Consider the following 25,348-nt stretch of genomic DNA (forward strand, 5'->3'; position numbering starts at 1 on the left):
CGCCTCACCGCCCACTGTCGAGAATTCCGCTCTGCCTGGCCTTTTCGATATTGCGCAGATGTTCGCTGTAGCTCTCGGTGAACAAGGTGGTCCCCTGTTTGTCGACGGTCACGAAGTACAACCACGTCCCCGGCTCCGGATTTTCCACCGCGCGCATCGCATTCAACGACGGCGCGGAGATCGGCGTCGCGGGCAGTCCGGGCATGGCGTAGGTGTTCCACGGCGTGCGCTTGGCACGGTCGGTGTCGGTGGTCGCGACCTCGGTGCGGTCCAGCGCGTAGTTCACCGTGGAGTCGAACTGCAGGGGCTGGTTGGCCGCGAGCCGGTTCACGATCACCCGCGCCACTTTGCCCATATCCTGCGGCAACGCTTCGCGTTCCACCAGCGAGGCGGCGATCAGGGTCTGGTACGGATTCAGCTTGGTTTCGGCGCCCGATTGCAGCAGGCCGGTCGACTCGTAGCTGCGCGAACTCGCACTCACCAGTTGCTTCAGGATCTGCTCCGGGGTACCGCTCGGATCGAAATCCCAGGTGCCGGCCGCGATCAGGCCCTCGAGTTGCCTGCTGCGGTCCGGCACGTCGCGCACCCGCTGCTCGGCCCAGCTCGGCACGCCAAGGGCGGTCAGATCCGCGCCCGCACCGGCGGCATCGAGCTGGTCATAGGTGATGCACTTCTGATTCGTACCGGTGCCGACACAGCTGGCGTCGGCGATCTTGCGGTAGATCCCATCCTTGCGCGAGCCGGTATTCACATCCTGCTGGTCGTGCAGCTGCCGTCCCTCGGAGACGACCAGATTGCCGACCCGCGAACTCTTGCCGAGCAGTACCGTCACCGCCTGGGTGGATGGGCTGTGACTCGGGATCGCGTAGTACCCGGGCTGCACCGAATTCATATTCGAATTGCGCACGGCCGCTTGGAAGAAGGCCTCGCTGCTCGCGACGACCCCCTTCTTCTGCATCTCCTCCGCGATCTGGTTCGAGGTGTCGCCCGGATGCACCTGCACCACCACCAGCGGTCCGACCGGACCCGAGAAATCCTCGGGTGCGCCGAACATCTTGACTACTTTCAATCCCGCGAATACCGCGGCACCGGCGAACAGCACCACAAACAGCGCACCCATCAACCACAGATTCCGGCGACGCTTCTTCCGCTCGGCGGCCTTGCGGGAAGCCGCTCGCGACCGGCGGCCGCGCGCGGGCGCACTGCGCGAACGCTCCGAGCGGGACTCCGTACGCTCCTCGCTGCGACTCCCGCCGCGCTCGGACCTGCCGCGACCGGACCGCGCGGACGCGGCACCGGAGCGGCCACCCCCCGCCCCGTCACCGCGCGTCCGCCGCGGCGGCGCACTCTCGCCACGCTGCGGACGCCCGCGCCGCGGTTCCGTACGCTCGGCACGCTGCGCGGCCGCGCGCCGCGAACGCTCGGCCGCGAGTTCCTCGTCGTAATCTTCGTCGGTGTAGCGCGGAATGACCGTGGTGTCGTCGTCGTAGTCCTCCCATGCCTGGTCGTTTCGCTGGTAACGCCGTTCGGCCTCGCGCTGACGGAAACGTTCCTCGGCTCGCGCCCATCGATCCGTCATGCACCGTCTCCGGACTCAGACGCCGCTTCGGCCGACTTCAACACCGCACTCCGTTCGTCCAACCATCCCTGCAGGATCGCTACGGCGGCCGCCTGATCGATCACCTGCCGCTGGCCACGCGCGCGAACTCCACTGTCTCGCAATGCACGTGCAGCTGACACCGTAGTCAAACGTTCGTCGGAAAGTCGGATAGGCACGGGTGCTATGACTGCGCGCAAACGCTCCGCGAATGTTATAGCCGCATCGGCAGCGATCCCCTTTTCCCCGCGTAATGTCCGTGGCAGACCCACGATGACCTCGACCGCCTCGTACTCCCGCACAATTTCGGCAATTCTGGAAATGTCGCTTGCCGGTCCGGGCGCGCGCTTATTCGGCTTCGCGCGCGCCACCGTTTCCACGGGTGTGGCGAGGATGCCGTCCGGATCGCTGGAGGCGACCCCGATTCGGACACTGCCGACATCGATGCCGATCCGCCTGCCGCGGCCGGGATCAGTATCGGGCGAGGGACGATGACTCTCCGAGTCGCCCATCACCCGGCCAGTTCGGCCACCCGAGCACGGACCGAGGCCAGACCGACTTCGATGCCCGAGGGGTCCGAACCCGCGCCCTGCGCCATCTCCGGCTTGCCGCCACCGCGACCGGAAATGCTCGGGCCGAAGCTGGCGACCAGATCTCCGGCCTTGAAGCCGAGAACCTGCGCGCTCTTATTAACCGTCACGACGAAGGGCACCTTGCCATCGGCATTGCCGAGCAGCACCACGACCGCCGGTTCGGTGCCGAACCGGCCACGGATATCGGTGGCGAGGGTGCGCAGGTCACCGGCGGTCACGCCGAGGGGCGCGGCGGCCGCAACCAGCAGCACGCTGCCGATCCGCTCGGCCTCCTCGACGAACTTCGCCGCCGAAGCGAGCACCGCGGCGATCTTGGTGCGCTCGAGCTCCTTCTCGGCCACCTTCAGCCGCTCCACGAGCTGCTCGACGCGGGCGGGCACCTCCTCCGAAGGCACCTTCAGCGAGGACGCGACACCGGCCAGCAGCGCACGCTCCTTCGCCAGATACTTATAGGAGTCCAGGCCGACGAAGGCCTCAACGCGTCGCTTGCCGGAACCGATCGCCGATTCGCCGAGCACGGTAATCGGGCCGATCTGCGAGGAATGCTGTACGTGCGTACCACCGCACAGCTCCATCGAGAACGGTCCGCCGATCTCCACCACGCGCACCTGGTCGCCGTAGTTCTCACCGAACAGCGCGAGCGCGCCCATCTGCTTGGCCTTGGGCAGATCGGTGACGAAGGTGTTCACCGGGAAATCCGCGCCGACCGCGTCATTGGAGACCGTCTCGATATCGGCCTTCTGCTGTTCGGAGAGCTGGCCCTGCCAGTTGAAGTCGAAGCGCAGATAACCGGGCTTGTTCAGCGAACCGGCCTGCACGGCGTTCGGGCCGAGTACCTGCCGCAGCGCGGCATGCACCATATGCGTGCCCGAGTGGCCCTGTGTTGCGCCCTGGCGCCAGGCCGGATCGGCCTGGGCGAGTACGACATCACCCTCGGTGATCTGGCCCTGTTCGACCGTGGTCTTGTGCACCCACAGTTTCTTGGCGATCTTCTGCACATCGTTGACGCGCAGCTTGAGGCCCTGCGCCGTAATGGTGCCGCGATCGGCGATCTGACCACCGGACTCCGCGTACAGCGGGCTCCGGTCCAGAATGATCTCGACGTCCTGGCCGATGGTGGCGGTCGGCACCCGCACGCCGTCGGAGATCAGCGCGAGGACGTGCGCCTCGGAGGTCAGCTCGTCGAAGCCGGTGAACTCCGTTGCGCCGCGGTCGACCAGCTCCTTGTAGATGGACAGGTCGGCATGTCCGTGCTTGCGCGCCTGGGCATCCTCCTTGGCCATCTTGCGCTGCTCGGCCATGAGCGAGCGGAAGCCCTCCTCGTCGACCGACAGTCCGGCCTCGGCCGCCATCTCCAGGGTCAGCTCGATCGGGAAGCCGTAGGTGTCGTGCAGTTTGAAGGCGTCCGAACCCGGAATCGTCTTGCCACCCTTGGCCGCAACCTCGTCCACGGCGTCGGCGAACAGCCGCGAGCCGGTGTTCAGGGTCTTGAGGAACGCCGTCTCCTCGCCCACCGCGACATTCTCGATCCGCGCGAAGTCGGTGGCCAGCTCCGGATACGACGGCGACATCAGCTCGCTGACGACGGTCATGAATTCGCCGATCACCGGCTTGTCCGCACCGAGCAGCCGGGCCGAGCGCACGATCCGGCGCAGCAGGCGACGCAGCACGTAGCCGCGGCCCTCGTTGCCCGGATTGACGCCGTCGGCGATCAGCATGGCCGAGGTGCGGGCATGGTCGGCGATGACGCGGAAGCGCCGGTCGTCCTCGTGTTCGACACCGTAGGACCGGCCGGTCAACTCCTCGGCCTTATCGATGATCGGGCGCAGCAGGTCGGTCTCGTATACGTTGTCGACGCCCTGTAGCAGCAGCGCGATGCGCTCGACGCCCATACCGGTATCGATATTCTTCTTGGGCAGCGACCCGACCGGCGGGTAGCCGAGCTTGGGACTCTGCTCACCGCGGATGTCCTGCATGAAGACCAGATTCCAGATCTCCAGGTAGCGGTCCTCGTCGGCGACCGGGCCGCCATCCTTGCCGTAGTCGGGACCGCGGTCGTAGTAGACCTCCGAACACGGGCCGCCCGGACCGGGCACGCCCATATCCCAGTAGTTGTCCTTACCGTCGCGGAACTGGATCCGCTCCTTCGGGATCCCCGCGACTCGGTGCCAGATCTCGGCGGCCTCCGGATCGGATTCGTAGGCCGTCACCCAGATCCGCTCGGGATCGAAACCGTAGCCGCCGTCCTCCTGCGACTTGGTGATCAACTCCCAAGCGAGGGTGATGGCGCCCTCCTTGAAGTAGTCACCGAAGGAGAAGTTGCCCGCCATCTGGAAGAAAGTGTTGTGCCGGGTGGTGACGCCGACCTCTTCGATATCGCCGGTGCGGACGCATTTCTGCACACTGGTCGCCCGCGGGAACGGCGGCGCCTCCTGGCCCAAGAAATACGGCTTGAACTGAACCATGCCCGCGTTGACGAACAACAGGGTCGGGTCGGCCAGGATCAGCGAGGCACTGGGCACCTCGGTGTGTCCGGCACGGACAAAATGGTCCAGGAATCGCCGTCGGATCTCGTGGGTCTGCACAGATATCCAGCCTACCGGTGTCCCGCATCCCTTTTTTCAGCGCCCGGGGTGGTCTGCATCCGCCGGCGCCGAGCTGGACCCGGTCTGCGAGTTCATCGTCCGCGGACGATTCTGCGCAGCTTCTCGACACGGCGTTGGATATCGCGTTCGACGCCGTGATCGGTGGGGGTGTAGTAGTCACGGCCGACGATTTCGTCGGGCGGATACTGCTGGGCCAATACGCCATCCGGATCGTCGTGCGGGTATTTGTAGCCTTGGGCGTTGCCGAGGGCAGCGGCTCCCGCATAGTGGCCGTCGCGCAGATGTGCTGGGACCGCGCCCGCCTTGCCTGCCGAAATATCGGCCAGGGCAGCGCCGAGCGCGGCGGGTACCGCACCGGATTTGGGGGCCGTGGCCAAGTGAATTGTCGCGTGGGTCAGGGTGAGTTGAGCTTCGGGCATGCCGATGAGTTGCACGACGTGCGCAGCCGCGACCGCGGTCTGCAGCGCCATCGGATCGGCCATGCCGATGTCCTCGCTCGCCGAAATCACCAGGCGGCGGGCGATGAAGCGGGGGTCCTCGCCCGCGCTGAGCATGCGGGCCAGGTAGTGCAGTGCCGCATCGACATCCGAGCCCCGGATGGATTTGATGAAGGCACTCACCACGTCGTAGTGCTGGTCACCGGCACGGTCGTAGCGGACGGCGGCCTTGTCCACGCTGGCCTCGACCAGATCCACATCGACGGTACCGTCCAACGAGGATTCCGCCGATGCCTCCAGTGCGGTGAGCGCCCGGCGCGCGTCACCACCCGCGATCCGCACGATGTGCTCGAGTGCTGCCTCGGTCACCGTGTACGCGCCGTCGTAACCGCGCGGGTCCGCGAGGGCGCGGTCGAGCACCAGCCGAATATCGGCCGCGGTGAGCGACTGCAATTGCAGCACCAGCGAACGCGACAGCAGCGGCGAGACCACCGAGAACGACGGATTCTCGGTCGTCGCGCCGACCAGCAGCACGATTCGATTCTCCACCGCTGCCAGCAATGCGTCCTGCTGCGTCTTGGAGAAGCGATGCACCTCGTCGATGAACAGCACGGTCTGCTCGCCCGCAGTGAGACGACGGCGGGCCACATCGATGACCGCGCGCACCTCCTTCACACCGGCCGACAAGGCCGACAGCGCCTCGAATCGACGACCGGTGGCCTGCGAAATCAGCGAAGCCAGTGTCGTCTTACCGGTTCCCGGTGGTCCATACAGCAGCACCGACGCCGCGCCCGAACCCTCGATCAACCGCCGCAGCGGTGAGCCGGGCCCGAGCAGATGCTGTTGACCGACCACCTCGTCCAATGTCGCGGGGCGCATCCGCACCGCCAGCGGCGCACCGGCATCGCGGCGCACCACACTGTCGATGGAGTGTCCGGTCGGCACCTCGTCGCCGGGCACGTCGAATAAGCCTTCGCTCACACCGAGCACGTTACCGAGGGGGACCGACAGCTCCGGCGCGTGTGCCGATTTGCCTGTGCGGTGCACGCTCGTCGGCAATTCGGTGATGAGCGCGCCGCTGGTGTTCCCGCGGCTGGAACCGGCGACCACCGAGCCATTACGACCATGATGGGTGTGCTGCTCCGGTCCGCATCGGCGCGACTCGCGAGACTCCACGCGATTCCAGGAGCAGAATTTTCTCGCGACAGGTTGTCGATTTCCGCCGAGCTCGCTCGTCGGAACGAATACGACGGCCCGATCGGCGGGCCGGCCGAACCCGAAGGAGCGAGATCATGAGCCAGTACCTGGTGCTGATTTACGAGGACGAAAGCGCGTATGCAGGCGCATCGGAGCAGGTTATGGGCGAGGTCTACCAGGCGCACGTGACCTTCCAGGAGATCGCGGGCGACGCGGTGCAAGGCGGTAACGCACTGCAACCGACCACCACCGCCACCTCCATCCGGCAGAACGACAACGGCGATTTCACCGTGACCGATGCCCCATTCGCCGAGGCGAAGGAGGCCCTGGGCGGCTACTACCTGATCGAGGCCGCGGATCTGGACGCCGCGATCGCAGTGGCAAAGCAAGTCCCCGCCCGCTTCGGCGGTGTCGAGGTGCGTCCGATCATGACCTTCGACTAGACCTGTGCCGGTCGACACCGATGCGGTCGCCGCTGTCGACCAGGCGCACCGTCGCGAATGGGCCTTCGTGCTCGCCGCGACGGTGCGGCTGGTCCGCGACTTCGACCTCGCCGAGGAATGCGTCCAGGATGCTTATGCGCGTGCGCTCACCGAATGGGCCGCGCACGGCGTTCCGGCGAAACCCGGCGCCTGGCTGACCACCGTCGCCCGCCGCCGCGGCCTCGACCTGCTGCGCCGCGACTCCACCTTGCAGCGCACACTGCCCATGCTGGTCACCGACCAGGCCGAGGACACCGCCGACCTCGCGCTCGCGGAACTGGATTCGGCCTCCGCTATCCCCGACGACCGGTTGCGCCTGATCAGCACCTGCTGCCACCCGGCTTTGGCCCGTGAAGCCCAGGTGGCACTGACCCTGCGACTGGTCTGCGGTGTCACCACCGCCGAGGTCGCCCGCGCCTTCCTCACCAGCGAATCGACCATGGCGGCCCGAATCACGCGCGCCAAGAAGAAGATCGCGGTGGCGCGCATTCCGTATCGCGTGCCATCGGTGCGCGAACTCCCCGACCGCCTCGACGCCATCTGCGCGGTCATCCATCTGCTGTTCACCACCGGTCACACCGCGCCGTCGGGTGACGCGCTGGTGCGTGCCGATCTGGTCGAACGGGCGCTCCAGCTTGCCCGGATGATGCACGCACTCGTCCCGGACGACCCTGCCGTCACCGGCCTGCTGGCCCTGATCCTGCTCACCGACGCACGACGCGAGGCCCGCGTGGATGCCGAAGGCCGACTATGCACCCTCGAACACCAAGACCGCTCCCGCTGGGATCGCGCAGCCATCGCCGCGGGCATCGCATTGGTGAAAACCGCTCTGCCACATACGGATCGATACACGCTGCAGGCTGCCATCGCCGCCGTGCACGATGAGGCACCGTCCTGGAGGGAAACCGACTGGCGTGAGATCACCGGTCTGTACGCACTGCTATTGCGAATTTGGCCGTCCCCGGTGGTGCGCCTCAATCACGCGGTGGCAGTTGGCCTTTCCGGCAACCCGACCCGAGCCCTCGACCTGCTCGACAACCTCGCCACAGAACCGTCCCTCGCCACCTACGGCTACCTCGAAGCCTCGCGCGCGGCCTTGCTGACCCAGCTGGGCCGCATCACCGAAGCAGCCCGAGCCTACGAATCCGCGCTACTCCTGACCGAAAACACCATAGAACGAGCCCACCTCGAATCGCGCCTATCCGAGCTCACCGCCGAGTAGCAGCGCGAGGTCTCCTGACCTATTCCGACCAGCGCTCTTCGAGCATCGCCGACACATCCTCGGCGAAATCACCCACCGCGTCGTCCCCGGTGCAGCGCGCGTCTTCCGCCAGCGCGGCCCAGCGGTTGATGAGGGCTTCCGAGCGCGGAACCGACAGGCCGTGTTCCCGGGCGGCGGCGATGCGGGTGTGGTCGGCGGGCAGGAACCAGTAGGTGGTGAGCCACACCCAGATGAGGCGAGCTTCCAGGATGCGTTCGGCGAGCACGGCATCGTCGGCCAGTGCGGGCCAGACACCGACGACCTGGGCGCGCCACGCATCGACCATTTGCTTGGCGCGATCGCGGGACAGTTCGAAGTCGCAGAGGCAGCCGGGGAAGGACACCAGCGCGTAGGCGATATCGAGGGTGGCGTCGCGGTAGCCGCCCCATTCGTAGTCGAGGAAGCGCGCGCCTTCCTCGTTGAGGATCACATTATCGGGGCACAGGTCCGAGGGGCTGAATGCCCGGAAGCGACCTGCGGAGAAAAGACGATTGCCTCGTACGATCCGCTCGGCGATCTCGCCGGGCACCTCGATGCCGAGCTCGCGTTGCAGCATACCGGGCACCTCGGAGATGGCGGCCTCGGCCTGCTGCGCGATGCCGTCGACCCGGTGCACTACATCCACCCGGCGCAGCAGCGCGACGAAATCCGCTTCACGCCCGACGGTTGCCGCATGCATCCGACCCAGTGCCTGTGCGAAGGCCATGAGCGCATTGCGTGTCACCGGTTGCGCACCCGCCTGCAGCACCTGCGTCATCCGTGAATTCTCACCGAGGTCACTCAGGACGAGCAGCCGGTCCGGGAGGCTGTGCGCGATCAGATACGCGCCGGGCCGCTGATCGCGGCTCAGCGCCGTGGTGAATTGATACGACACGGCCTCGCGTAGGAATGCGGAGTCGATGCTGGCGACGCCGGGCGCTAGACCACCCGTCGTGCGGTCCGCCGCGGACCCGCGAACCTGCTTGATGATGAGCGTCCGGGGCAGGGAGTAGGCGTTCTCTGAAACGCGCACGCGTAGGACTGTCGTCCTACCACTACCGCTGAGTTCCATCGGATCGCTCAGCTTTACCGGAGCACCCATTCGCTTTGTGAGCAACTGCTGTGCTGCGGACACGACTTCGGCGGCGCGTTCGGCCAATAGTGCGGTCATCGCTAATCAAGCTACTCGCACCGGGTCACTTCTAGCGAGCGGTTACACAACCTTTCCGCGTCGTTCGGCGTGTCTGCGTCAAGGTTGCGGAACGGGCGCTGCTTGCTTGACACCATTGCGGCTGTCCGGTTTTCTCATCGTCAACTGCTGTGCGCCACACCGCAAACCAGTTGCGTCGAAAGGTCTGCAGACAATGTCCGACTCACCGTCGCCCAAGCCGAACGAACCAACTGGCTCGCCCGAACCGAGCGGCGGCGCGCCCGACGAGGCGAGAGGTGAACAGGTCGCAGCGCATCCGGGTCAGCACGAAAGTACCGACCCGGAACCGACGCAAGCGAGCACCGGACACAGCAGGCACGAGATGGCCGGGCCCGCTGGCTACCCACGGTTCGAGGGTCCCGGCGCGGCGCAGTACGGCGGTGAACCGCTCGAGCCGCCACCGGCGGTCGGCGCGCCGGGACAACCGGTACAGCCGAGCGACGGTCCACCAGGAACCGGTCCCGGCACGCCACATCCGGCAACTGTGCCGCCTAGTGCGATGCCGTCCGGAGCTGCCACAACACCTGCAGGCGCGGCCCCGCCGGGCGCAATGCAACCCGGTGTCGGATCGGTTGGCGCGGCAGCGCCCGGCCTGGCGAAGCCCCACACGACGCCGCCCGGTGCCGTACCGCCGGGTGCGATGCCGCCCGGCGCACCACAACCCAGCACCACACCGCCCGGCACCATGCCCCCAGGCGCGATGCCACCCGGCGCACCACAACCCAGCACCACACCGCCCGGCACCATGCCCCCAGGCGCGATGCCACCCGGCGCACCACAACCCAGCACCATGCCGCCGCCCGGCACCATGCCCCCAGGCGCGATGCCACCCGGCGCACCACAACCCAGCACCATGCCGCCGCCCGGCACCATGCCCCCAGGCGCGATGCCACCCGGCGCACCACAACCCAGCATCATGCCGCCGCCCGGCACGATGCCTCCTCCCGGCGCTATGCCCCCTGGCTCCGAGCCCGGCACGCCGGCCTACGGCTATCAGTCCGCCCCCGGCACACCGATCACCCTCGATGTCGGTAATGCCCTGAGCTACGGCTGGGAGAAGTTTCGCTCGAATTTCGGCCCCTGGCTGGCCATTACCGCGGTCGGCGTGATCATCTATCTCGCCTTCGTGCTCATCGTCCAGGTCGTGCAACCGAATTCGCTGTTCAGTCTGTTGCTGATCTTCCTCGCGGTGATGGCCGCGATCTGGCTGCTGCAGGCCGCCATGATCCGCGGCGCGCTGTATGAAACCGATGGCAACAAACCGACTTTCGCGTCCTACTTCCATTTCGTGAATGCGGGAAATGTCCTCTTGACAGCCCTGCTCGCCTTCGTGCTCACCTGGATCGGCGCGGCGCTATGCTTCGTACCCGGTCTGATCGCGGGATTGCTGTGCATGTTCTCGCTGCACTTCGTCGTCGATCAGGAGCAGGGTCCATTCGACGCGATCAAGTCCAGCGCGACGCTGGTCATCGCCAATATCGGGCAGGTGCTGCTGCTTGCCATCGCGGTGTTGGTCATCGTCATTGTCGCGACTTTGCTGTGCGGCATCGGACTTCTCATCGCCGGGCCGGTGTGCACGATCGCGGTGACCTACGCCTACCGGGCACTTACTGGCGGCACCGTGTCCGTGACCTAACATTCGATGCGCTGGGCGCATCGGCCCCCAGCGCTCCGGAAGCCCGGCCCTGCAACAGAATTGGTCGTCACTTAGCGGGCAGTGTCCGCAGCCACCACCACTGCTTGAACCGTGCGATCGGACCGCCCTCGCTACCCGCGCGCGGGCGCAGCGCCAGCACGAGCACCCCAGCAGTGACGATGCCCGCCAAGTTCACCGCGAGCTGCCCGGCTGACATGAACGCGATATGCCACTCCCCCAGAGTCGCAGCGATCACCGCGAATCCGGCCGCGGGCACGGTCGTCACGGAGATGAACACCCCGACCAGCGCCGCCGATTTCGCGGTTACCAGCGCCAACATGCCCGCCGCGCCCGCCAGCAGCGCCACCACCAGTGAAAACGGCCCCACCTCATAGATGAAGTCGACATTCTTGATGGCGTCCACACCGGTCAAGGTGATCCAGCCGAACTGCTCCCACAGCACGGTCGCCAACAGCGTGATGACCATCGCCACCGGAAACGCCACCAGCAGCGCGACCGCTGACTTGCGAGCGAGCCGGAAATCGCGCCGCCACAACCCCACCGAAAAGGCTGCCAGCGGCCCGAACTCCGGCCCGACCACCATCGCGCCGACAATCGTCACCGGCGAGTCGGTAGCCACACCGACCGCCGCGAGCAGGCAGGCGATGGTGAGGAACGCGACGAAGCTCAGGGTGAGCGCGGACTCCTCATGAGTCTGCGCGATCAGTTCCTCCCACACCACCGCATCGGTCGGATCACCGGGCGCCTCCTCGATCGCCCGCTCGCCCGCATCGGAGATCATGGTCTCGACGGGGACGAGGGTGATGCCGCCGGTGTGCTTGATCCCGAGCGTGGTCAGATCGGCGAGCACATCGTTGGCGGCCTCACGCGCGACATCGGCCTGGATCAGATCACCGACGGGTTCGACGGCGACACCCCGGGCCAACGTCACATGGGTGACGCCCGGATCGGCACTCAGCACCGCCATCGCCTTGTCGGTGAGTTCGGGCGGGCTGATCATGCGCAAGTGCAGCACTGGAACCCCTTGTGGTCAGGATCGATGAAACTGACCAGAAAGTACCGTTCCAGCGGCAGCCCGCGCTATTCCGAAGCGCGAACCGCCTCGCCGCCCTCGTCCTTCTTCTCCGGCTTGAAGTCCAAGCCCGCTTCCTTGCGCTGCTGCGCCGTGATCGGCGCGGGCGCATCGGTCAGCGGATCCACCCCGCCACCGGTCTTCGGGAAGGCGATGACCTCACGGATCGAATCCACTCCGGCCAGCAGCGCGGTGATCCGATCCCAGCCGAAGGCGATGCCGCCGTGCGGCGGGGCGCCGTAGGAGAACGCGTCGAGCAGGAAGCCGAACTTCTCCTGCGCCTCGTCGTGCCCGATGCCCATCACGTTGAACACGCGTTCCTGCACATCGCGACGGTGGATACGGATGCTGCCGCCGCCGATCTCGTTGCCGTTGCAGACGATGTCGTAGGCGTAGGCCAGCGCAGATCCCGGGTCGGTGTCGAAGGTCTCCAGCGACTCCGGCTTGGGCGAGGTGAACGCATGGTGCACCGCGGTCCATGCCGAATGACCAAGTGCCACATCGCCACTCGCGGTCGCCTCGGCGGCGGGTTCGAACATCGGTGCATCCACGATCCACACGAACGCCCACGCGTTCTCATCGATCAGACCGCATTTGCGCGCGATCTCCCCGCGCGCCGCACCGAGCAGCGCACGCTGCGCCTTGGCCGGACCGGCCGCGAAGAACACACAGTCACCCGGTACCGCGCCGACATGCTTTGCCAGGCCCTCCCGCTCGGATTCGCTGAGATTCTTGGCGACCGGACCGCCGAGCGTGCCATCCTCCTGTACCAGGACATACGCCAGCCCCTTGGCACCGCGCTGCTTGGCCCATTCCTGCCACGCGTCGAGCTGACGCCGCGGCTGACTCGCGCCGCCCGGCATCACGACCGCGCCCACATACTCCGCCTGGAAAACCCGGAACGGAGTCTCCTTGAAATATTCGGCGCATTCGGTGATCTCGACGCCGAAGCGCAGGTCCGGCTTATCGCTACCGAAGCGGCGCATCGCCTCCGCGTAGGTCATATGCGGAATCGGGAACGGGATCTCGTGGCCGACCAGCTTCCACAGCGACTCCATGATCTCCTCGGCGACCAGGATCACGTCCTCTTGGCGCACGAAGCTCATCTCGAGGTCGAGCTGGGTGAATTCGGGCTGGCGGTCGGCGCGGAAGTCCTCGTCGCGGTAGCAGCGCGCGATCTGGTAGTACCGCTCTATACCGGCGACCATCAGCAGCTGCTTGAACAGCTGCGGGCTCTGCGGCAGTGCATAGAAGTTGCCCGGCTGCAGGCGCGCGGGAACCAGGAAGTCGCGGGCGCCCTCAGGCGTGGACCGGGTCATCGTCGGGGTTTCGACTTCGACGAATTCATGACGTGCCAGCACCGCGCGGGCGGCCGCGTTGACCTTCGAACGCAGCCGGATGGCCTTCCCCGGCGCCTCGCGGCGCAGGTCGAGGTAGCGGTACTTGAGGCGAGCCTCGTCACCGGGCTGCTCGTCGAGTTGGAACGGCAGCGGCGCACTCTCGTTGAGCACCTCGAGTTCGGTGACGTTGACCTCGATGGAACCGGTCGGCAGCTCCGGATTCTCATTGCCGTCGGGCCGCTGTTCGACCACACCGGTCACCTGTACGCAGAATTCGGCACGCAACTTGTGCGCCTGAGCAGCGGGCTCACCCTCGCGGAACACCGCCTGCGCCACACCCGAGGCATCGCGCAGATCGATGAAGATCACGCCACCGTGGTCACGACGCCGGGCCACCCAGCCGGTGAGGGTGACGGTCTGACCGGCGTGCTCGCTTCGCAGCGAACCAGCCAAGTGGGTGCGCAGCACGGGATTCCTTTCGACGGATGTGACACCGGCAGGGCGATCCGGTGCGGTTGCCATCGTAGTGAGACACATATCCCGAGAGGAAACCGATATCACCGCGCCGCGTGCGAAGCTGTAGACATCAGGTCGTCGGTCCGCGGATTTGGGCCGAAACCGGGCAGTACCGCACACGTCCCACCAGGATGCGAGTCTTACGAGCGCCGTTCGCGGCCCGTCTCGCATCCGAGTGGCCACAGCGCCGCAGGCGCGAGTCTCGGCCGCTCGGATGCGAGACAGCGGGGGCCGCGAATACGCGGCGCCGCAGGCGCCGTAAATCCAACACAGAAAGCGAAGCAGATGACCTTCAACGAAGGCCTCCAGATCGACCCGGATCGGGCTTCTTCCGGCGGTGGACCCGGCATGGGCGGCAAACTCGCCCTCGGCGGTGGTGCCGGGGGTCTCATCCTGCTGGTAATCGGCCTGCTGCTCGGCGGAGACCCCGGTTCGCTGCTCGGACAATTGAATGGTAGCGAGAACAGCACCGTCCAGCCCGGCGTCGCGGGCACGCCCGCGCACTGCAAGACCGGCGCGGACGCCAATAGGTACGTCGACTGCCGGGTGGTGCTCACCGCGCAGAGCCTCGACGCGGTGTGGGCGGCACAGCTGCCCCAGCAGACCGGCAAGAAGTACTCGAAGCCGAAACTGGTGCTGTTCTCCGGCGCGGTCTCGACGGGATGCGGCAATGCGACCAGCGCGGTCGGCCCGTTCTACTGCCCGGGCGACCGGACGGCCTACTTCGACACCGCCTTCTTCCAGGAACTGGTCGACCGCTTCGGTTCCAGCGGCGGTCCGCTCGCGCAGGAGTACGTGGTGGCCCATGAGGTCGGCCACCACATCCAGAATCTGCTCGGCGATATCGGTCGGGCCCAACAGGATCCGCGCGGCGCGGAATCCGGCGCGGTCCGCACCGAACTCCAGGCCGACTGCTACGCCGGCATCTGGGCCCACTTCGCCGATAAGCAGCCCGCCCCCGGCACCAACCAGCCCTTCCTGAAAACCCTGTCCGACAACGATATCCGTGACGCGCTCTCCGCCGCGTCCGCCGTCGGTGACGACCGAATCCAGCGCGCCGCTCAAGGCCGCGTCAACCCGGAGGCGTGGACCCACGGTTCCTCGGACCAACGCCAGAAATGGTTCCTCACCGGCTACAAGACCGGCCAGGTCCAAGCGTGCGACACATACTCGGCGTCGGACCTGAACAACCCGTCTGCCTTGCGCTGATCAGTCAACGGATGCAGCTAGATGGTCTCCTACGGCGATGCGCTGTGCATGCGGTGCAGGTCGACCGAGGCTCAGCGACAGGAATTCGAGCGACACGTCGGCGCGCCGTGCGAGTCCGTGCCCACGCGCTGAGATGATCGAGGCCTTGGTAACCGAGACCAATTGGACTGTGGCACAGCGTAGATAGGGATTTCATGCGGATAACGAAGTCGGCACTGCTGGTTCTCGTCGTGGCACTCGCGGGTAGCTGGGGCGTCGCCTCGGCCGAACCTGCCGCCGACACACCACAACCGCCCGCCACGGCGCTGCTGACACTCACCACCATCCCCAGCGGTTGGTCCGAGCGCGTCGACCTTCGTCCGCTGCTGCAGATTTACCCTGACGGCCACGCGGTCGAACACCCCGACGCGGCATCCACCACCCGCGCCGCCGACACCCCACCCCAGCGGCTCACCGGCACCATCCCCAGCGACGTCCTCAATGCCGCACTGGCGGAAACGAAATCGCTCGCCGCGCTCGACCTCGGCATGCCCAGTGCCACCGACCAGGGCACCGAGATCATCGATCTCATGCAGACCCCGCCCGACCAAGATGTCCATCTGCTCATGTACGCCCCCGACGCGACCGAGAACCTCACGTCCGACCAACAAGCCAACCGCAAGCGGTTCACCGACCTCTACCGAAAACTGCTCGACGCCTTCACCCGAGACCACTGAACCGGGTGTCGACCTCGAAGGCCATTGCCGCTCACGTACTTCGGCAGCACCCAGACCCGCTCGCGCGAAGACGGTGAGCTCTCGGCCACGAAATGCTGCGACGGTATGCAACCACGAGGAACTTTGTGCGTCTTCGATATTCACCGGGATCGAGGTGGTACAAGGGCGTATGTGGGGCCGGAACACCAGTACCCCCACTCGAAACCGAGCAGGGGTACTGGAGATCTGCTGTCGACTAGAACTGGTCCTGTTCGTAGTCGGAGCTGACCAGTTCATCCGGGTGGGTCGCGCCGATGACGTCAGGGGTGGACTCACCGAGTGGCCCGGTGAGGTCGTCGTTGCCGGTGCGGCTGTGGTACGGGTCCACATTGCGCGAGTGCTCGTCGTCACTGCCGCCGCGTTGGCCGGTGGCACCGGGGCTGCCACCCATGAACGAGTTACCGGTGCTGCCCGCGCTGGTCGAGGTACCCGTGCCCAAGGATGTGCCCGACAGGCCCGAGACCCGGCTGATGGGCGATACGCTGCTGCCCGGAGTGCCGGTCACCTTCTGCGTCGACGGCGAGCCCGATGTGCTCGGCGAACCGGAATGGCTTCCGATACCGGTGATGCCCGAACTCCCCGACGTGGTATGCCCGGTATTGAACGATGCCGCCGTGGTGGACGTGCTCGGCGAACCAGAGGTGCTGGAACCGTCCAACAGACTGGCCGCATTGGTCGACGCATCCTGCGCGACCGACTGTGCCTGTTCCATGATCGGCTCGCCGATGTTCTGCATGACCGCCTGCGCGACCTCCTGCGGCGCGGGCAGACCGCTGGTCCCGAGCAGCTGATTCACCAGACCGGTCAGCTCGGCCGTCTTGCCTGCCAGGTCACCGCGGGTCGCATTGGCGACCGCGACTGCTGAGCCCAGATGTTCGGTAGCGGTCGCGATGAGCACGGCCTGGCCGGGCGGCGTCAGCGCTACCGGCACGAGTGCGGTTGCCTGCGTGGCGAATTCGCCCGCTATGCCGAGCAATTGCGCATTACCCTGCTGCACCACCGCGGCGGCGCGCTGGGTGAGTTCGGAGATATCGATACCGCGCTGACTGGTGTCCTGCCCCTGGGCCTGCGCGGTGTTGCTCGCGGCCTGCGCCTCCCGGGAGGACTGGCCCTGCCACAGTTGCTCGACGGTCTGCAAGCCGCCCTTGCCGACCGATACCGCGGCCTCGATGATCTTGGATGATTGACTGAGGATCGCGGTCGGGTCGAAGGCTCCGATGACGCCTGTGCCGAAGCTGTTGAGCAGCTCGAGGATCGGCTGGAACAGCGTGTCGATGCCGGGAATTCCGGGAATCGACAGTCCCTGCATCAGCGCCGCGGCCGGATCGGACGGAATATTCGTGGTCGCCGCGGCCGCACCCTGGTTGCCCGCCCCGCCGAGCGCGCTGCTCACGGCGCTCTGCGCCTGCTGAGCCGCGCTCTGCGCGGCCTGCACCACCGGAGCGGCCGCATGGCTGATCGCGGTCTGCGCATCGGTGAGTGCCTGCGACACATCCGGCGGCACCGCACCGGACAGAATCGAACTCGCGTCCGGCGTCGAATTGCCGTTGAGCCCCGGCATGCCGGTTGGCATGGTCCCCAGCTGCGGCGAATCCTCGGTGATCTTGCGGGCGAGCACGAATTCGGGCGGCTCGATCGGCGGCAGATCCGCGGGCAATTGCGGCAGCGACAGATCGCTCAATCCCTGCGACGCGTTCTGCAGTGCGTCCACGGCGGTGTTCTGCGTCGCGATCACTGCCTCTTCGATCGCCGCGCTCTGGTCAGGTGCGATTACGCCGGTCGCGCCCGTATCCATCGGCCTCATACTCCGCCCCCGACCTGGTTGGTGATCGCGCTCAGTACGCTCGCGTTGCCGGAGTCGGTGGTGTCGAAGGCGGCAGCCGCGGTGAACGCCGACTTCGAGAGCTTGTCATATTTGGCCGACAGATCATTGATGTCCTTGGCCTGCAATACCTGCGCCGCGGCGAACGCCAAAAGGTAGTCGGCTCCGATCAGACCGAATACCGGCGTGAGCGCGACAACGTTCTGTATGGCATCGAAATCGGCCGCACCGGCGATCTCGCCAGCGACCCCCGCATTAGTCGCCGCGAATGCTCGGACCGCATCGGTTTCCACCGACAGATCAGCCATCGAGTTGCACCCCCCAAATCGTCGTGAACTGCAGTTCAGTGTTCATAGCATCGATCAATGTCTACTCCCTGCCCGACCGGCAGCTCGGCTGCGATCGGGCCCCTACGCAGCTGCGAGACCGGACCGGCGCCGCTGCGGTTGCGCTCAATATAGCCGACCCCACCGGCAAGTTTCGAGCCCAATGTGGCCGCCCAGCGGAACTAGAACATGTTGCAAATTAGAACAAGTTCTATATTCTCGATCGCATGAAGGTCGCAGTGACCGGCGCAGCCGGCTACCTTGGCACGAATCTGCTCAGCCTGCTGGTCGAACGAGGACACGAGGTCACAGCAATCGATCGCGTCGTTCCGCAGCAGCGGACGGACCCGAACGTCACGTGGGTCTCCGGCAATGTGCTCGATCCGGCATCCATGCGGTCCGTGCTCGCCGGCGCGGAGATCGTCTACCACCTCGTCGCCGTGATCACCCTGGCCGACCAGCACGATCTCGCATGGAAGGTCAATACCGAGGGCGTGCGCGTCGTCGCCGAGGCAGCACTGGATCTGGGCGTGTGCCGTATGGTGCACGCGAGCTCCATCCACGCCTTCAACCAGTACACCTGCGGCGGCCGCATCGACGAGACCTCGGCGCGTTCGACCGATCCCGGCCTGCCTGTCTACGACCGCTCCAAATGGGCGGGCGAGATCGAACTGCGCAAGGTGATCGAGCAGGGTCTGGACGCGGTGATCTGCAATCCCACCGGAGTCTTCGGCCCCCTCGACTACGGCACCCCGCTGTCCAGGATCAATCGCACCCTCAAGGACGCGGCGCGCGGCCGGGTGCCCGCGATGATCGGCGGCGGCTTCGATCTGGTCGATGTCCGCGATGTCGCGAAGGGCCTGATCCTGGCCGGGGAACGGGGCCGGACCGGCGAGAACTATTTGCTCGGCGGTTCGATGATCTCGATGCTCGACCTGTGTCGCATCGCGGCGGCATGCGGCGGCAAGAAGGGACCGAAGTTCTCGATCTCCCCCAAGGTCGTCAACGGTTTGATTCCAGTCCTGGCACCGGTAGGCAGATTGCTCAAGACCGACATCGTGTCCAAGGCCGCACTCGGCGCGCTGGTCTCCGCACCGATCGTCGACCACGGCAAGGCAGAGCGCGAAATCGGTTATCAGCCAAGGCCCATCGAGGCGACCGTGCGCGATTTGGTGACTTTCTTCGCCGATCCGAAGCAGCTCACCGCGTCCGACGCCCGACAGATTGCTTGACACCGCTTAGAACACATGTTCGACTGATGGGGTGCGGTGGCAAAGCCAAACCCTGGATGCCGACGACGGCGCCCTGCCCGGTCTCGACCGGGCGGGTTTCGTGCGCACCGTGCAGACCCCCGACTTCGAGGGCATCACGTTTCACGAGGTGCTGTGCAAGAGCGCGCTGAACAAGATGCCGGAGGCATCGAATCTGCCGTTCCATTGGACGATCAATCCGATGCGCGGCTGTTCACACGCCTGCCGTTATTGTTTCGCGCGCCCCACTCACGAGTATCTGGACCTGGACGCGGGCCGGGATTTCGATTCACAGATCGTGGTGAAGACCAATATCGCCGCGGTGCTGCGCAAGGAACTCGGCCGGCGGTCCTGGCATCACGAACCGGTCGCCCTTGGCACCAATACCGATCCGTATCAACGCGCCGAGGGCCGATATCGGTTGATGCCGGGCATCATTCGCGCGTTGACCGATTCCGGCACGCCGTTCTCCATTCTCACCAAGGGCACGCTGCTGCGCAGGGACCTGCCGCTGCTCACGGCGGCGGCGCGGCAGGTCCGAGTGAGCATCGCGGTCTCCATCGCGATCCTGGATGCGGATCTACACCGCAGCCTGGAATCGGGCACTCCATCGCCCAAGGCGCGGTTGGAGATGGTGCGGGCGCTGACCGATGCCGGGTTCGAGGTGAACGTCATGGTCGCGCCGGTGATCCCTTATCTCACCGACAGCCGCGCCCATCTGACCGCACTATTCGGTGCGATCGCCGAGGCCGGGGCGGCATCGGTGGTCGCATTCCCGATGCATCTGCGCGGCGCCACCCGAGGCTGGTTCCTGAGCTGGCTGGCCGAGGAACATCCCGCACTGGTGCGCCGCTATCGCCAGCTCTATGGCCGCGGCGCCTATGTGACACCGGAATATGCGGCCTGGCTACGCGAGCGGGTGCAGCCTCTGCTCCAGCGACACGGCCTCACCCGCGAGCACACCCCGGAGCCGGAGACACAACTCTCGACGCCGCTGCCCAACGACACGCAGCTGGCACTGTTCGCGTAAAGCATTTCACAAGCAATTCCCGCACACGGCGGAGTAGGTTGGCCAATGGCACCTCCCATCGGACGAGGAAGTGAAGCAGGCATATGGTTTCGGACCAAAGAGATGTCGGCACAGCGAAATTGGAAAAGGTCGTAATTCGGTTCGCCGGGGACTCCGGTGACGGAATGCAGCTCACCGGTGATCGCTTCACGCACGAGGCGGCCGCATTCGGCAACGACCTCGCCACCCAGCCCAACTTCCCGGCCGAAATCCGGGCGCCACAGGGCACGCTGCCCGGCGTCTCGTCCTTCCAGATCCAGATCGCCGACTATGACATCTTGACCGCGGGCGACCAGCCCGACGTGCTGGTGGCGATGAATCCGGCCGCGCTGAAGTCCAATCTCGAGGATCTGCCGCGCGGTGCCACCCTCATCGTGAACACCGACGAGTTCACCAAACGCAATCTCGGCAAGGTCGGCTACACCACCGATCCGCTCGACGACGACACGCTGAGCGATTTCGTGGTCCACCGCGTGCCGATGACCTCACTCACCCTCGGCGCGACCGAGCCGACCGGTGTCGGTAAGAAGGACGCTCAGCGGGCGAAGAATATGTTCGCACTCGGCCTGCTGTCCTGGATGTACGGACGTCCGATCGGCGGCACCGAACGCTTTCTGCGGGAGAAGTTCGCCGCGAAACCCGATATCGCCGAGGCGAATCTACTCGCCTTCCGCGCGGGCTGGAACTACGGCGAGACCACCGAAAGCTTCGCAACCACCTTCGAAGTGGCCCCGGCCAAGCTGCCGCCGGGAACCTATCGCCAGATCACCGGCAATACCGCGCTCGCCTACGGCCTCGTTACCGCAGGACAATTGTCCGGGTTGCCGGTCTTTCTCGGCACCTATCCGATTACGCCCGCCTCCGACATCCTGCACGAGCTCAGCAAGCACAAGAACTTCGGCGTCACCACCTTCCAAGCCGAGGACGAGATCGCGGGCATCGGCGCAGCCCTCGGCGCTTCGCTCGGCGGCGCGCTGGGCGTCACGAGTACCTCTGGCCCAGGACTGGCACTCAAGAGCGAAACCATCGGACTAGCGGTGATGACGGAACTGCCGCTGGTGATCGTCGACGTGCAGCGCGGCGGCCCGTCCACCGGACTGCCGACCAAGACCGAACAGGCCGATCTGCTGCAGGCGCTCTACGGCCGCAACGGGGAGTCACCCGTCGCCGTACTCGCGCCGCGCTCCCCCGCCGACTGTTTGGCCACCGCGGTGGAGGCGGCGCGCATCGCCCTCACCTATCGCACGCCGGTGCTGTTGCTCTCTGACGGCTCGATCGCCAACGGTTCTGAGCCATGGTCGATTCCGCGGGTGACCGAGCTGGAGCCGATCGATCCGCGCTTCGAATCCGAAGCCGAAGAAGGCACGCCGTTCCAGCCTTACTCCCGTGACCCCGACACTCTCGCCAGGCCCCTCGCGGTGCCGGGCACCGCCGGTCGCGCACATCGGATCGGCGGACTGGAGAAGGCCGACGGCAGCGGCAATATCTCCTATGAGCCCGGCAATCACGAACTCATGGTTCGCCTGCGGCAGGCCAAGATCGATGGCATCACCGTCCCCGATCTCGAGGTCGATGATCCGGATGGGCGGGCCGACCTGCTGCTGATCGGCTGGGGCAGTTCCTTCGGCCCGATCGGTGAGGCGTGTCGGCGCGCCCGCCGACGTGGTGTCCCGGTCGCGCACGCGCATCTGCGATATCTGAATCCATTGCCCGCCAACCTCGGTGCCGTACTGCGCAGCTATTCGACGGTGGTCGCGCCGGAAATGAACGGCGGTCAGCTGGCCATGCTGCTGCGGGCGAAGTATCTGGTGGATGTGCGACCGTGGACGAAGATCGCGGGAACGGCATTCTCCGCGCAGGAACTCGTCGGTGTCATCGATGCGGCACTGGACGGCTCGATCGAGGATATGGAACACGATAAGGCGTTCGCGGCACGGGCACGGGCCACGTACTCGACTGGGGGCAACTGATGACCATCGTCGAAACATCGCTCGTCGGAACAGATCTGGGTCTCACCGGACTCTCCGGAGTACCATCCGCGGACGGCCCGCAGAAGGTCAAGGACTTCACCTCCGACCAGGAGGTGCGCTGGTGCCCGGGCTGCGGCGACTACGTGATCCTGGCGACCGTGCGCGGCTTCCTCGCCGAACTCGGATTGCGCAGGGAGAATCTGATGTTCGTCTCCGGGATCGGCTGCTCGAGCCGGTTCCCGTACTACCTCGAGGCCTACGGCATCCACTCCATTCACGGCCGCGCGCCCGCCATCGCGACCGGACTCGCGGTGACCCGGCCGGACCTGTCGGTGTGGGTGGTGACCGGTGACGGTGACGCGCTGTCGATCGGCGGCAATCACCTGATCCATGCCCTGCGCCGCAATGTGAATATGACGATCCTGCTGTTCAACAATCGGATCTACGGACTTACCAAGGGGCAGTACTCCCCCACCTCGGAAGAGGGCAAGATCACCAAGTCCACGCCGATGGGCTCGGTCGACCACCCCTTCAACACGCTCTCGGTCGCGCTCGGCGCGGAAGCCAGCTTCGCCGCGCGCGCATTGGATTCCGATCGCGCGGGTCTCACCGAGGTGCTGCGCGCGGCGGCCGAACATCGCGGAACCTCGTTCGTGGAGATTCTGCAGGACTGCCCGATCTTCAACGACGGTTCCTTCGATGTGCTGCGCAAGGGCGATGCCGAATCCCGCCTGATCCCACTGCACCACGGTCAGCCGATCCGTTTCGGCGTCAATGGCGAATTCGCCGTGGTGCGTGCCGGTTTCGGGCTCGCGGTGGTGCGCGCCGACGAGGTCGGCGAGTCCGACATCATCGTGCACGACGCCTACACCGACAATCCCGAGTACGCCTACGCGCTCTCGCGCCTGTCCGACCAGGACCTCGGCCACGTGGTCACCGGCATCTTCCGCAATGTCACCCGTGCCACCTATGACGATGCGGTGCGCAACCAAACCGCCATGGCGCGGGAACGCAAACCGGTACACGATGATTCGCTGCAATCCCTGCTCAACGGCTCGGAAACCTGGACTATCAGCTAGGCAGACCAAGCCGATCGGCGAGCGTGCCGAGGATGCGATGTAGGTCGGCACGCTCGACGGCGGTGAGGTCCCCGGTGGTCTCGGCGTCGATCGCCTCCGCGGCGTCGAGGCATTTGCGCAGCAGTACGCGCCCGTGAGAGGTCAGACTCAGGTTCTGACGGCGACGATCCGCCGGATCCCGTAATCGTTCGATGGCCCCGAGGGACTCGAGGTGGTCGGCCAGCGCGACTACCAGACTCGGCGCGACGCGCAGTATCTGTGCCATCTCCATCTGCGATGTCGGCCCACTGGCCGCCAACACATTCAGCATCCCGGCATGCTTCGGCTTGAGCCCGAGACTCGACACATCGGCGCTGAAGCGGTCGGTCAGGAACGCACCCAGCAGTCCGAGCCGGAAGATGACGGTCTCCGGCAGCTTTTCCGCCTTGACGTTCTTCATAGCCAGCATAATACTACCACTAAACCATTCATAGTCTGAACGATTTAGGATGTGAAAGATGCAGGACCAGAAGCTCAACAGCACCGCCATCATTGTCAATGCGATCGGCGCGGGTGCCGCCGTGGCATTCAGCATCGCGACTCTTGTCGATCCGACCCTCGCGGTATCCGGCAGCGCGGACTCGCCCGGTATGGATCTGTATGCCCAGGCCTATGCGGCCCGCGCGATACCGCTGGGTGCCGCGCTGCTGTTCAGCCTGGCCAGCCGCCGCAAGCGCGCTCTCCTACCGCTGTTGACCGTGTCGGGCGCGGTACAGCTCGGCGACGTCGCCATCGGCGCCGCGCAAGGAATTCCGGGCATGATGGTCGGCGGCAGCGTGCTCGCGCTCATTCATCTCGCCACCGCGGGTCGGTTGGCCCTCGACAGAAGTCGCTCCGCCACAGTCGCGGCCTGAGCCACGACTTCGGGCGTGAGTCAGCCGTGCTTGGCGAAGCCGAGGTCGACGACGGCGTCGCGTTCCTGTTCGAGTTCGGCGACGCTGGCGTCGATGCGGGCGCGGGAGAATTCGTCGAGCTTCAGGCCCTGCACGATCGAGTATTCGCCGGCCGCGCAGGTGACGGGGAACGAGGTGATGAGGCCTTCGGGAATGCCGTAGGAGCCGTCGGAGGGGATAGCCATGGAGGTCCAGTCGTCGGCATGGGTGCCGAGGGACCAATCGTGAATGTGGTCGATGGCGGCGCTGGCCGCGCTGGCGGCCGAGGAGGCACCGCGGGCCTGGATGATGGCGGTGCCACGCTGTTGGACGGTGGGGATGAACGCCTCGCGCACCCAGGTCTGGTCGACGAGGTCCGGGGCGGGACGGCCCGCGATGGTGGCGTGGGAGATATCCGGATACTGGGTGGCGGAGTGGTTGCCCCAGATGGCGACGCGGGTGATACCGGCGGCGGGCGCACCGGTCTTCTTGGCCAGCTGCGCGATGGCGCGGTTGTGGTCGAGACGAGTCATCGCGCTGAAACGCTCGGCTGGGACGTCCGGGGCATTGCTCATGGCGATGAAGGCGTTGGTATTGGCCGGATTTCCGACCACCAGCACCTTGACGTCGTCGGCGGCGCTGGCGTTGATCGCCTGGCCCTGTTCGGTGAAGATCGGACCGTTGGCGGCCAGCAGGTCCGAGCGCTCCATCCCCGCCGTGCGCGGCCGGGCACCAACCAGCAGCGCGACATTCGCGCCCGCGAACCCGACCCACGGATCGTCACTGATATCGATCGACTCGAGCAGCGGGAACGCACCGTCCTCGAGCTCCATCGCCACCCCCTCCAGCGATGCCACCGCAGCCGGAATCTCCAGCAACCGCAGCCGTACCGGCGTCTCGGACCCCAGCAGCGCCCCGGACGCGATCCGGAACAGCAGACCGTAGGCGATCTGCCCCGCACCTCCGGTCACGGCGACGGTCACGGGCGCGGTCCGAGCAGCGGTGCTCAC

General features: G+C 66.1%; 22 protein-coding genes. 10 read left to right on the plus strand and 12 right to left on the minus strand.

Annotation, left to right across the window (positions count from 1 at the left end):
* Window positions 1-4: 4 nt before the first annotated feature.
* The 4 genes from ACQP2U_RS26535 to ACQP2U_RS26550 all read right to left on the minus strand — a co-directional run bounded on the left by ACQP2U_RS26535 (window position 5) and on the right by ACQP2U_RS26550 (window position 6,214).
* Entirely contained in the window at window positions 5-1,579 is a 1,575-nt protein-coding gene (locus ACQP2U_RS26535) for an endolytic transglycosylase MltG (protein ID WP_433709960.1), read from the minus strand.
* Window positions 1,576-2,109 carry a Holliday junction resolvase RuvX gene (gene ruvX, locus ACQP2U_RS26540; protein ID WP_433716592.1) on the minus strand — a complete coding sequence of 178 codons (534 nt, stop codon included), beginning with the start codon at window positions 2,107-2,109 and terminating at the stop codon, window positions 1,576-1,578. Before ruvX ends, ACQP2U_RS26535 begins: the two co-directional genes overlap by 4 nt.
* Window positions 2,109-4,775 carry an alanine--tRNA ligase gene (gene alaS, locus ACQP2U_RS26545; RefSeq protein ID WP_433709961.1) on the minus strand — a complete coding sequence of 889 codons (2,667 nt, stop codon included), beginning with the start codon at window positions 4,773-4,775 and terminating at the stop codon, window positions 2,109-2,111. Before alaS ends, ruvX begins: the two co-directional genes overlap by 1 nt.
* A gap of 92 nt (window positions 4,776-4,867) precedes the next feature.
* A complete protein-coding gene (locus ACQP2U_RS26550; protein ID WP_397030172.1) occupies window positions 4,868-6,214 on the minus strand; it encodes a replication-associated recombination protein A in 1,347 nt (448 codons plus the stop codon).
* Window positions 6,215-6,525: 311 nt separating this feature from the next.
* Here ACQP2U_RS26550 and ACQP2U_RS26555 point away from each other — a divergent pair, with 311 nt between their 5' ends.
* Window positions 6,526-6,873, plus strand: coding sequence for a YciI family protein (locus tag ACQP2U_RS26555; protein ID WP_433709962.1), 348 nt, complete (start codon window positions 6,526-6,528; stop codon window positions 6,871-6,873).
* A 4-nt stretch (window positions 6,874-6,877) separates the two neighbouring features.
* On the plus strand, window positions 6,878-8,134 hold the full coding sequence (locus tag ACQP2U_RS26560) for an RNA polymerase sigma factor (protein WP_433709963.1): 1,257 nt from the start codon (window positions 6,878-6,880) through the stop codon (window positions 8,132-8,134).
* Window positions 8,135-8,153: 19 nt separating this feature from the next.
* Here ACQP2U_RS26560 and ACQP2U_RS26565 read toward each other — a convergent pair whose 3' ends face one another.
* Together ACQP2U_RS26565 and ACQP2U_RS26570 are read right to left on the minus strand one after the other, a co-directional pair.
* The gene (locus ACQP2U_RS26565) at window positions 8,154-9,323 is read right to left on the minus strand and encodes a phosphotransferase family protein (RefSeq protein WP_433709964.1); all 1,170 of its coding nucleotides are present in this window, start codon (window positions 9,321-9,323) and stop codon (window positions 8,154-8,156) included.
* Between the two features lie 378 nt (window positions 9,324-9,701).
* Entirely contained in the window at window positions 9,702-10,295 is a 594-nt protein-coding gene (locus ACQP2U_RS26570; RefSeq protein WP_433709965.1) for a hypothetical protein, read from the minus strand.
* A 19-nt stretch (window positions 10,296-10,314) separates the two neighbouring features.
* Between ACQP2U_RS26570 and ACQP2U_RS26575 the strand changes: the two genes are divergently transcribed.
* Complete coding sequence (locus ACQP2U_RS26575) at window positions 10,315-10,998, plus strand: hypothetical protein (RefSeq protein ID WP_433709966.1); 684 nt, start codon at window positions 10,315-10,317, stop codon at window positions 10,996-10,998.
* Window positions 10,999-11,065: 67 nt separating this feature from the next.
* Here the strand turns inward: ACQP2U_RS26575 and ACQP2U_RS26580 are convergent, their stop codons facing one another.
* Together ACQP2U_RS26580 and aspS are read right to left on the minus strand one after the other, a co-directional pair.
* A complete protein-coding gene (locus ACQP2U_RS26580; protein ID WP_433709967.1) occupies window positions 11,066-12,034 on the minus strand; it encodes a DUF389 domain-containing protein in 969 nt (322 codons plus the stop codon).
* Window positions 12,035-12,099: 65 nt separating this feature from the next.
* Entirely contained in the window at window positions 12,100-13,899 is a 1,800-nt protein-coding gene (gene aspS, locus ACQP2U_RS26585) for an aspartate--tRNA ligase (RefSeq protein WP_433709968.1), read from the minus strand.
* 333 nt (window positions 13,900-14,232) lie between these two features.
* Between aspS and ypfJ the strand changes: the two genes are divergently transcribed.
* Window positions 14,233-15,156 (plus strand): KPN_02809 family neutral zinc metallopeptidase, encoded by a 924-nt coding sequence (gene ypfJ / locus ACQP2U_RS26590; protein ID WP_433709969.1) that lies wholly within the window; start codon window positions 14,233-14,235, stop codon window positions 15,154-15,156.
* 194 nt (window positions 15,157-15,350) lie between these two features.
* Window positions 15,351-15,872 (plus strand): hypothetical protein, encoded by a 522-nt coding sequence (locus ACQP2U_RS26595; protein ID WP_433709970.1) that lies wholly within the window; start codon window positions 15,351-15,353, stop codon window positions 15,870-15,872.
* Between the two features lie 235 nt (window positions 15,873-16,107).
* Here the strand turns inward: ACQP2U_RS26595 and ACQP2U_RS26600 are convergent, their stop codons facing one another.
* Together ACQP2U_RS26600 and ACQP2U_RS26605 are read right to left on the minus strand one after the other, a co-directional pair.
* Complete coding sequence (locus tag ACQP2U_RS26600) at window positions 16,108-17,706, minus strand: hypothetical protein (RefSeq protein WP_433709971.1); 1,599 nt, start codon at window positions 17,704-17,706, stop codon at window positions 16,108-16,110.
* Window positions 17,707-17,711: 5 nt separating this feature from the next.
* On the minus strand, window positions 17,712-18,041 hold the full coding sequence (locus ACQP2U_RS26605) for a type VII secretion target (RefSeq protein WP_433709972.1): 330 nt from the start codon (window positions 18,039-18,041) through the stop codon (window positions 17,712-17,714).
* A gap of 245 nt (window positions 18,042-18,286) precedes the next feature.
* On the opposite strand from ACQP2U_RS26605, the gene ACQP2U_RS26610 reads away from it, so the two are divergent.
* From ACQP2U_RS26610 to ACQP2U_RS26625, 4 genes are all read left to right on the plus strand, one after another.
* Window positions 18,287-19,291, plus strand: coding sequence for an NAD-dependent epimerase/dehydratase family protein (locus ACQP2U_RS26610; RefSeq protein WP_433709973.1), 1,005 nt, complete (start codon window positions 18,287-18,289; stop codon window positions 19,289-19,291).
* Between the two features lie 31 nt (window positions 19,292-19,322).
* Window positions 19,323-20,339 carry an Rv2578c family radical SAM protein gene (locus ACQP2U_RS26615; protein ID WP_433709974.1) on the plus strand — a complete coding sequence of 339 codons (1,017 nt, stop codon included), beginning with the start codon at window positions 19,323-19,325 and terminating at the stop codon, window positions 20,337-20,339.
* An 83-nt stretch (window positions 20,340-20,422) separates the two neighbouring features.
* Window positions 20,423-22,348, plus strand: a complete 1,926-nt coding sequence (locus ACQP2U_RS26620) for a 2-oxoacid:acceptor oxidoreductase subunit alpha (protein ID WP_433709975.1) — start codon at window positions 20,423-20,425, stop codon at window positions 22,346-22,348.
* On the plus strand, window positions 22,348-23,427 hold the full coding sequence (locus ACQP2U_RS26625; protein ID WP_433709976.1) for a 2-oxoacid:ferredoxin oxidoreductase subunit beta: 1,080 nt from the start codon (window positions 22,348-22,350) through the stop codon (window positions 23,425-23,427). The genes ACQP2U_RS26620 and ACQP2U_RS26625 overlap by 1 nt, the downstream gene beginning before the upstream one ends.
* Here the strand turns inward: ACQP2U_RS26625 and ACQP2U_RS26630 are convergent.
* A complete protein-coding gene (locus ACQP2U_RS26630; RefSeq protein WP_433709977.1) occupies window positions 23,420-23,866 on the minus strand; it encodes a MarR family winged helix-turn-helix transcriptional regulator in 447 nt (148 codons plus the stop codon). The genes ACQP2U_RS26625 and ACQP2U_RS26630 overlap by 8 nt on opposite strands.
* 58 nt (window positions 23,867-23,924) lie before the next feature.
* Between ACQP2U_RS26630 and ACQP2U_RS26635 the strand changes: the two genes are divergently transcribed.
* Window positions 23,925-24,320 (plus strand): hypothetical protein, encoded by a 396-nt coding sequence (locus ACQP2U_RS26635; protein ID WP_433709978.1) that lies wholly within the window; start codon window positions 23,925-23,927, stop codon window positions 24,318-24,320.
* A 20-nt stretch (window positions 24,321-24,340) separates the two neighbouring features.
* On the opposite strand, the gene ACQP2U_RS26640 is transcribed toward ACQP2U_RS26635, so the two are convergent.
* The gene (locus ACQP2U_RS26640; protein WP_433709979.1) at window positions 24,341-25,348 is read right to left on the minus strand and encodes a malate dehydrogenase; all 1,008 of its coding nucleotides are present in this window, start codon (window positions 25,346-25,348) and stop codon (window positions 24,341-24,343) included.

The organism is Nocardia sp. CA-084685 (assembly GCF_050955785.1).
GTDB lineage: Bacteria > Actinomycetota > Actinomycetes > Mycobacteriales > Mycobacteriaceae > Nocardia.

Bases quoted from the DNA above. Each gene is read 5' to 3' on its own strand.
- ACQP2U_RS26635 (WP_433709978.1), top strand. From the start codon at position 23,925: ATGCAGGACCAGAAGCTCAACAGCACCGCCATCATTGTCAATGCGATC.
- ACQP2U_RS26565 (WP_433709964.1), bottom strand. From the start codon at position 9,323: ATGACCGCACTATTGGCCGAACGCGCCGCCGAAGTCGTGTCCGCAGCA.
- ACQP2U_RS26535 (WP_433709960.1), bottom strand. From the start codon at position 1,579: ATGACGGATCGATGGGCGCGAGCCGAGGAACGTTTCCGTCAGCGCGAG.
- ACQP2U_RS26575 (WP_433709966.1), top strand. From the start codon at position 10,315: ATGCCCCCTGGCTCCGAGCCCGGCACGCCGGCCTACGGCTATCAGTCC.
- ACQP2U_RS26600 (WP_433709971.1), bottom strand. From the start codon at position 17,706: ATGGATACGGGCGCGACCGGCGTAATCGCACCTGACCAGAGCGCGGCG.
- ACQP2U_RS26620 (WP_433709975.1), top strand. From the start codon at position 20,423: ATGGTTTCGGACCAAAGAGATGTCGGCACAGCGAAATTGGAAAAGGTC.
- ruvX (WP_433716592.1), bottom strand. From the start codon at position 2,109: ATGGGCGACTCGGAGAGTCATCGTCCCTCGCCCGATACTGATCCCGGC.
- ACQP2U_RS26605 (WP_433709972.1), bottom strand. From the start codon at position 18,041: ATGGCTGATCTGTCGGTGGAAACCGATGCGGTCCGAGCATTCGCGGCG.
- ACQP2U_RS26625 (WP_433709976.1), top strand. From the start codon at position 22,348: ATGACCATCGTCGAAACATCGCTCGTCGGAACAGATCTGGGTCTCACC.
- ACQP2U_RS26595 (WP_433709970.1), top strand. From the start codon at position 15,351: ATGCGGATAACGAAGTCGGCACTGCTGGTTCTCGTCGTGGCACTCGCG.
- ACQP2U_RS26630 (WP_433709977.1), bottom strand. From the start codon at position 23,866: ATGAAGAACGTCAAGGCGGAAAAGCTGCCGGAGACCGTCATCTTCCGG.
- ACQP2U_RS26555 (WP_433709962.1), top strand. From the start codon at position 6,526: ATGAGCCAGTACCTGGTGCTGATTTACGAGGACGAAAGCGCGTATGCA.
- ACQP2U_RS26610 (WP_433709973.1), top strand. From the start codon at position 18,287: ATGAAGGTCGCAGTGACCGGCGCAGCCGGCTACCTTGGCACGAATCTG.
- ypfJ (WP_433709969.1), top strand. From the start codon at position 14,233: ATGACCTTCAACGAAGGCCTCCAGATCGACCCGGATCGGGCTTCTTCC.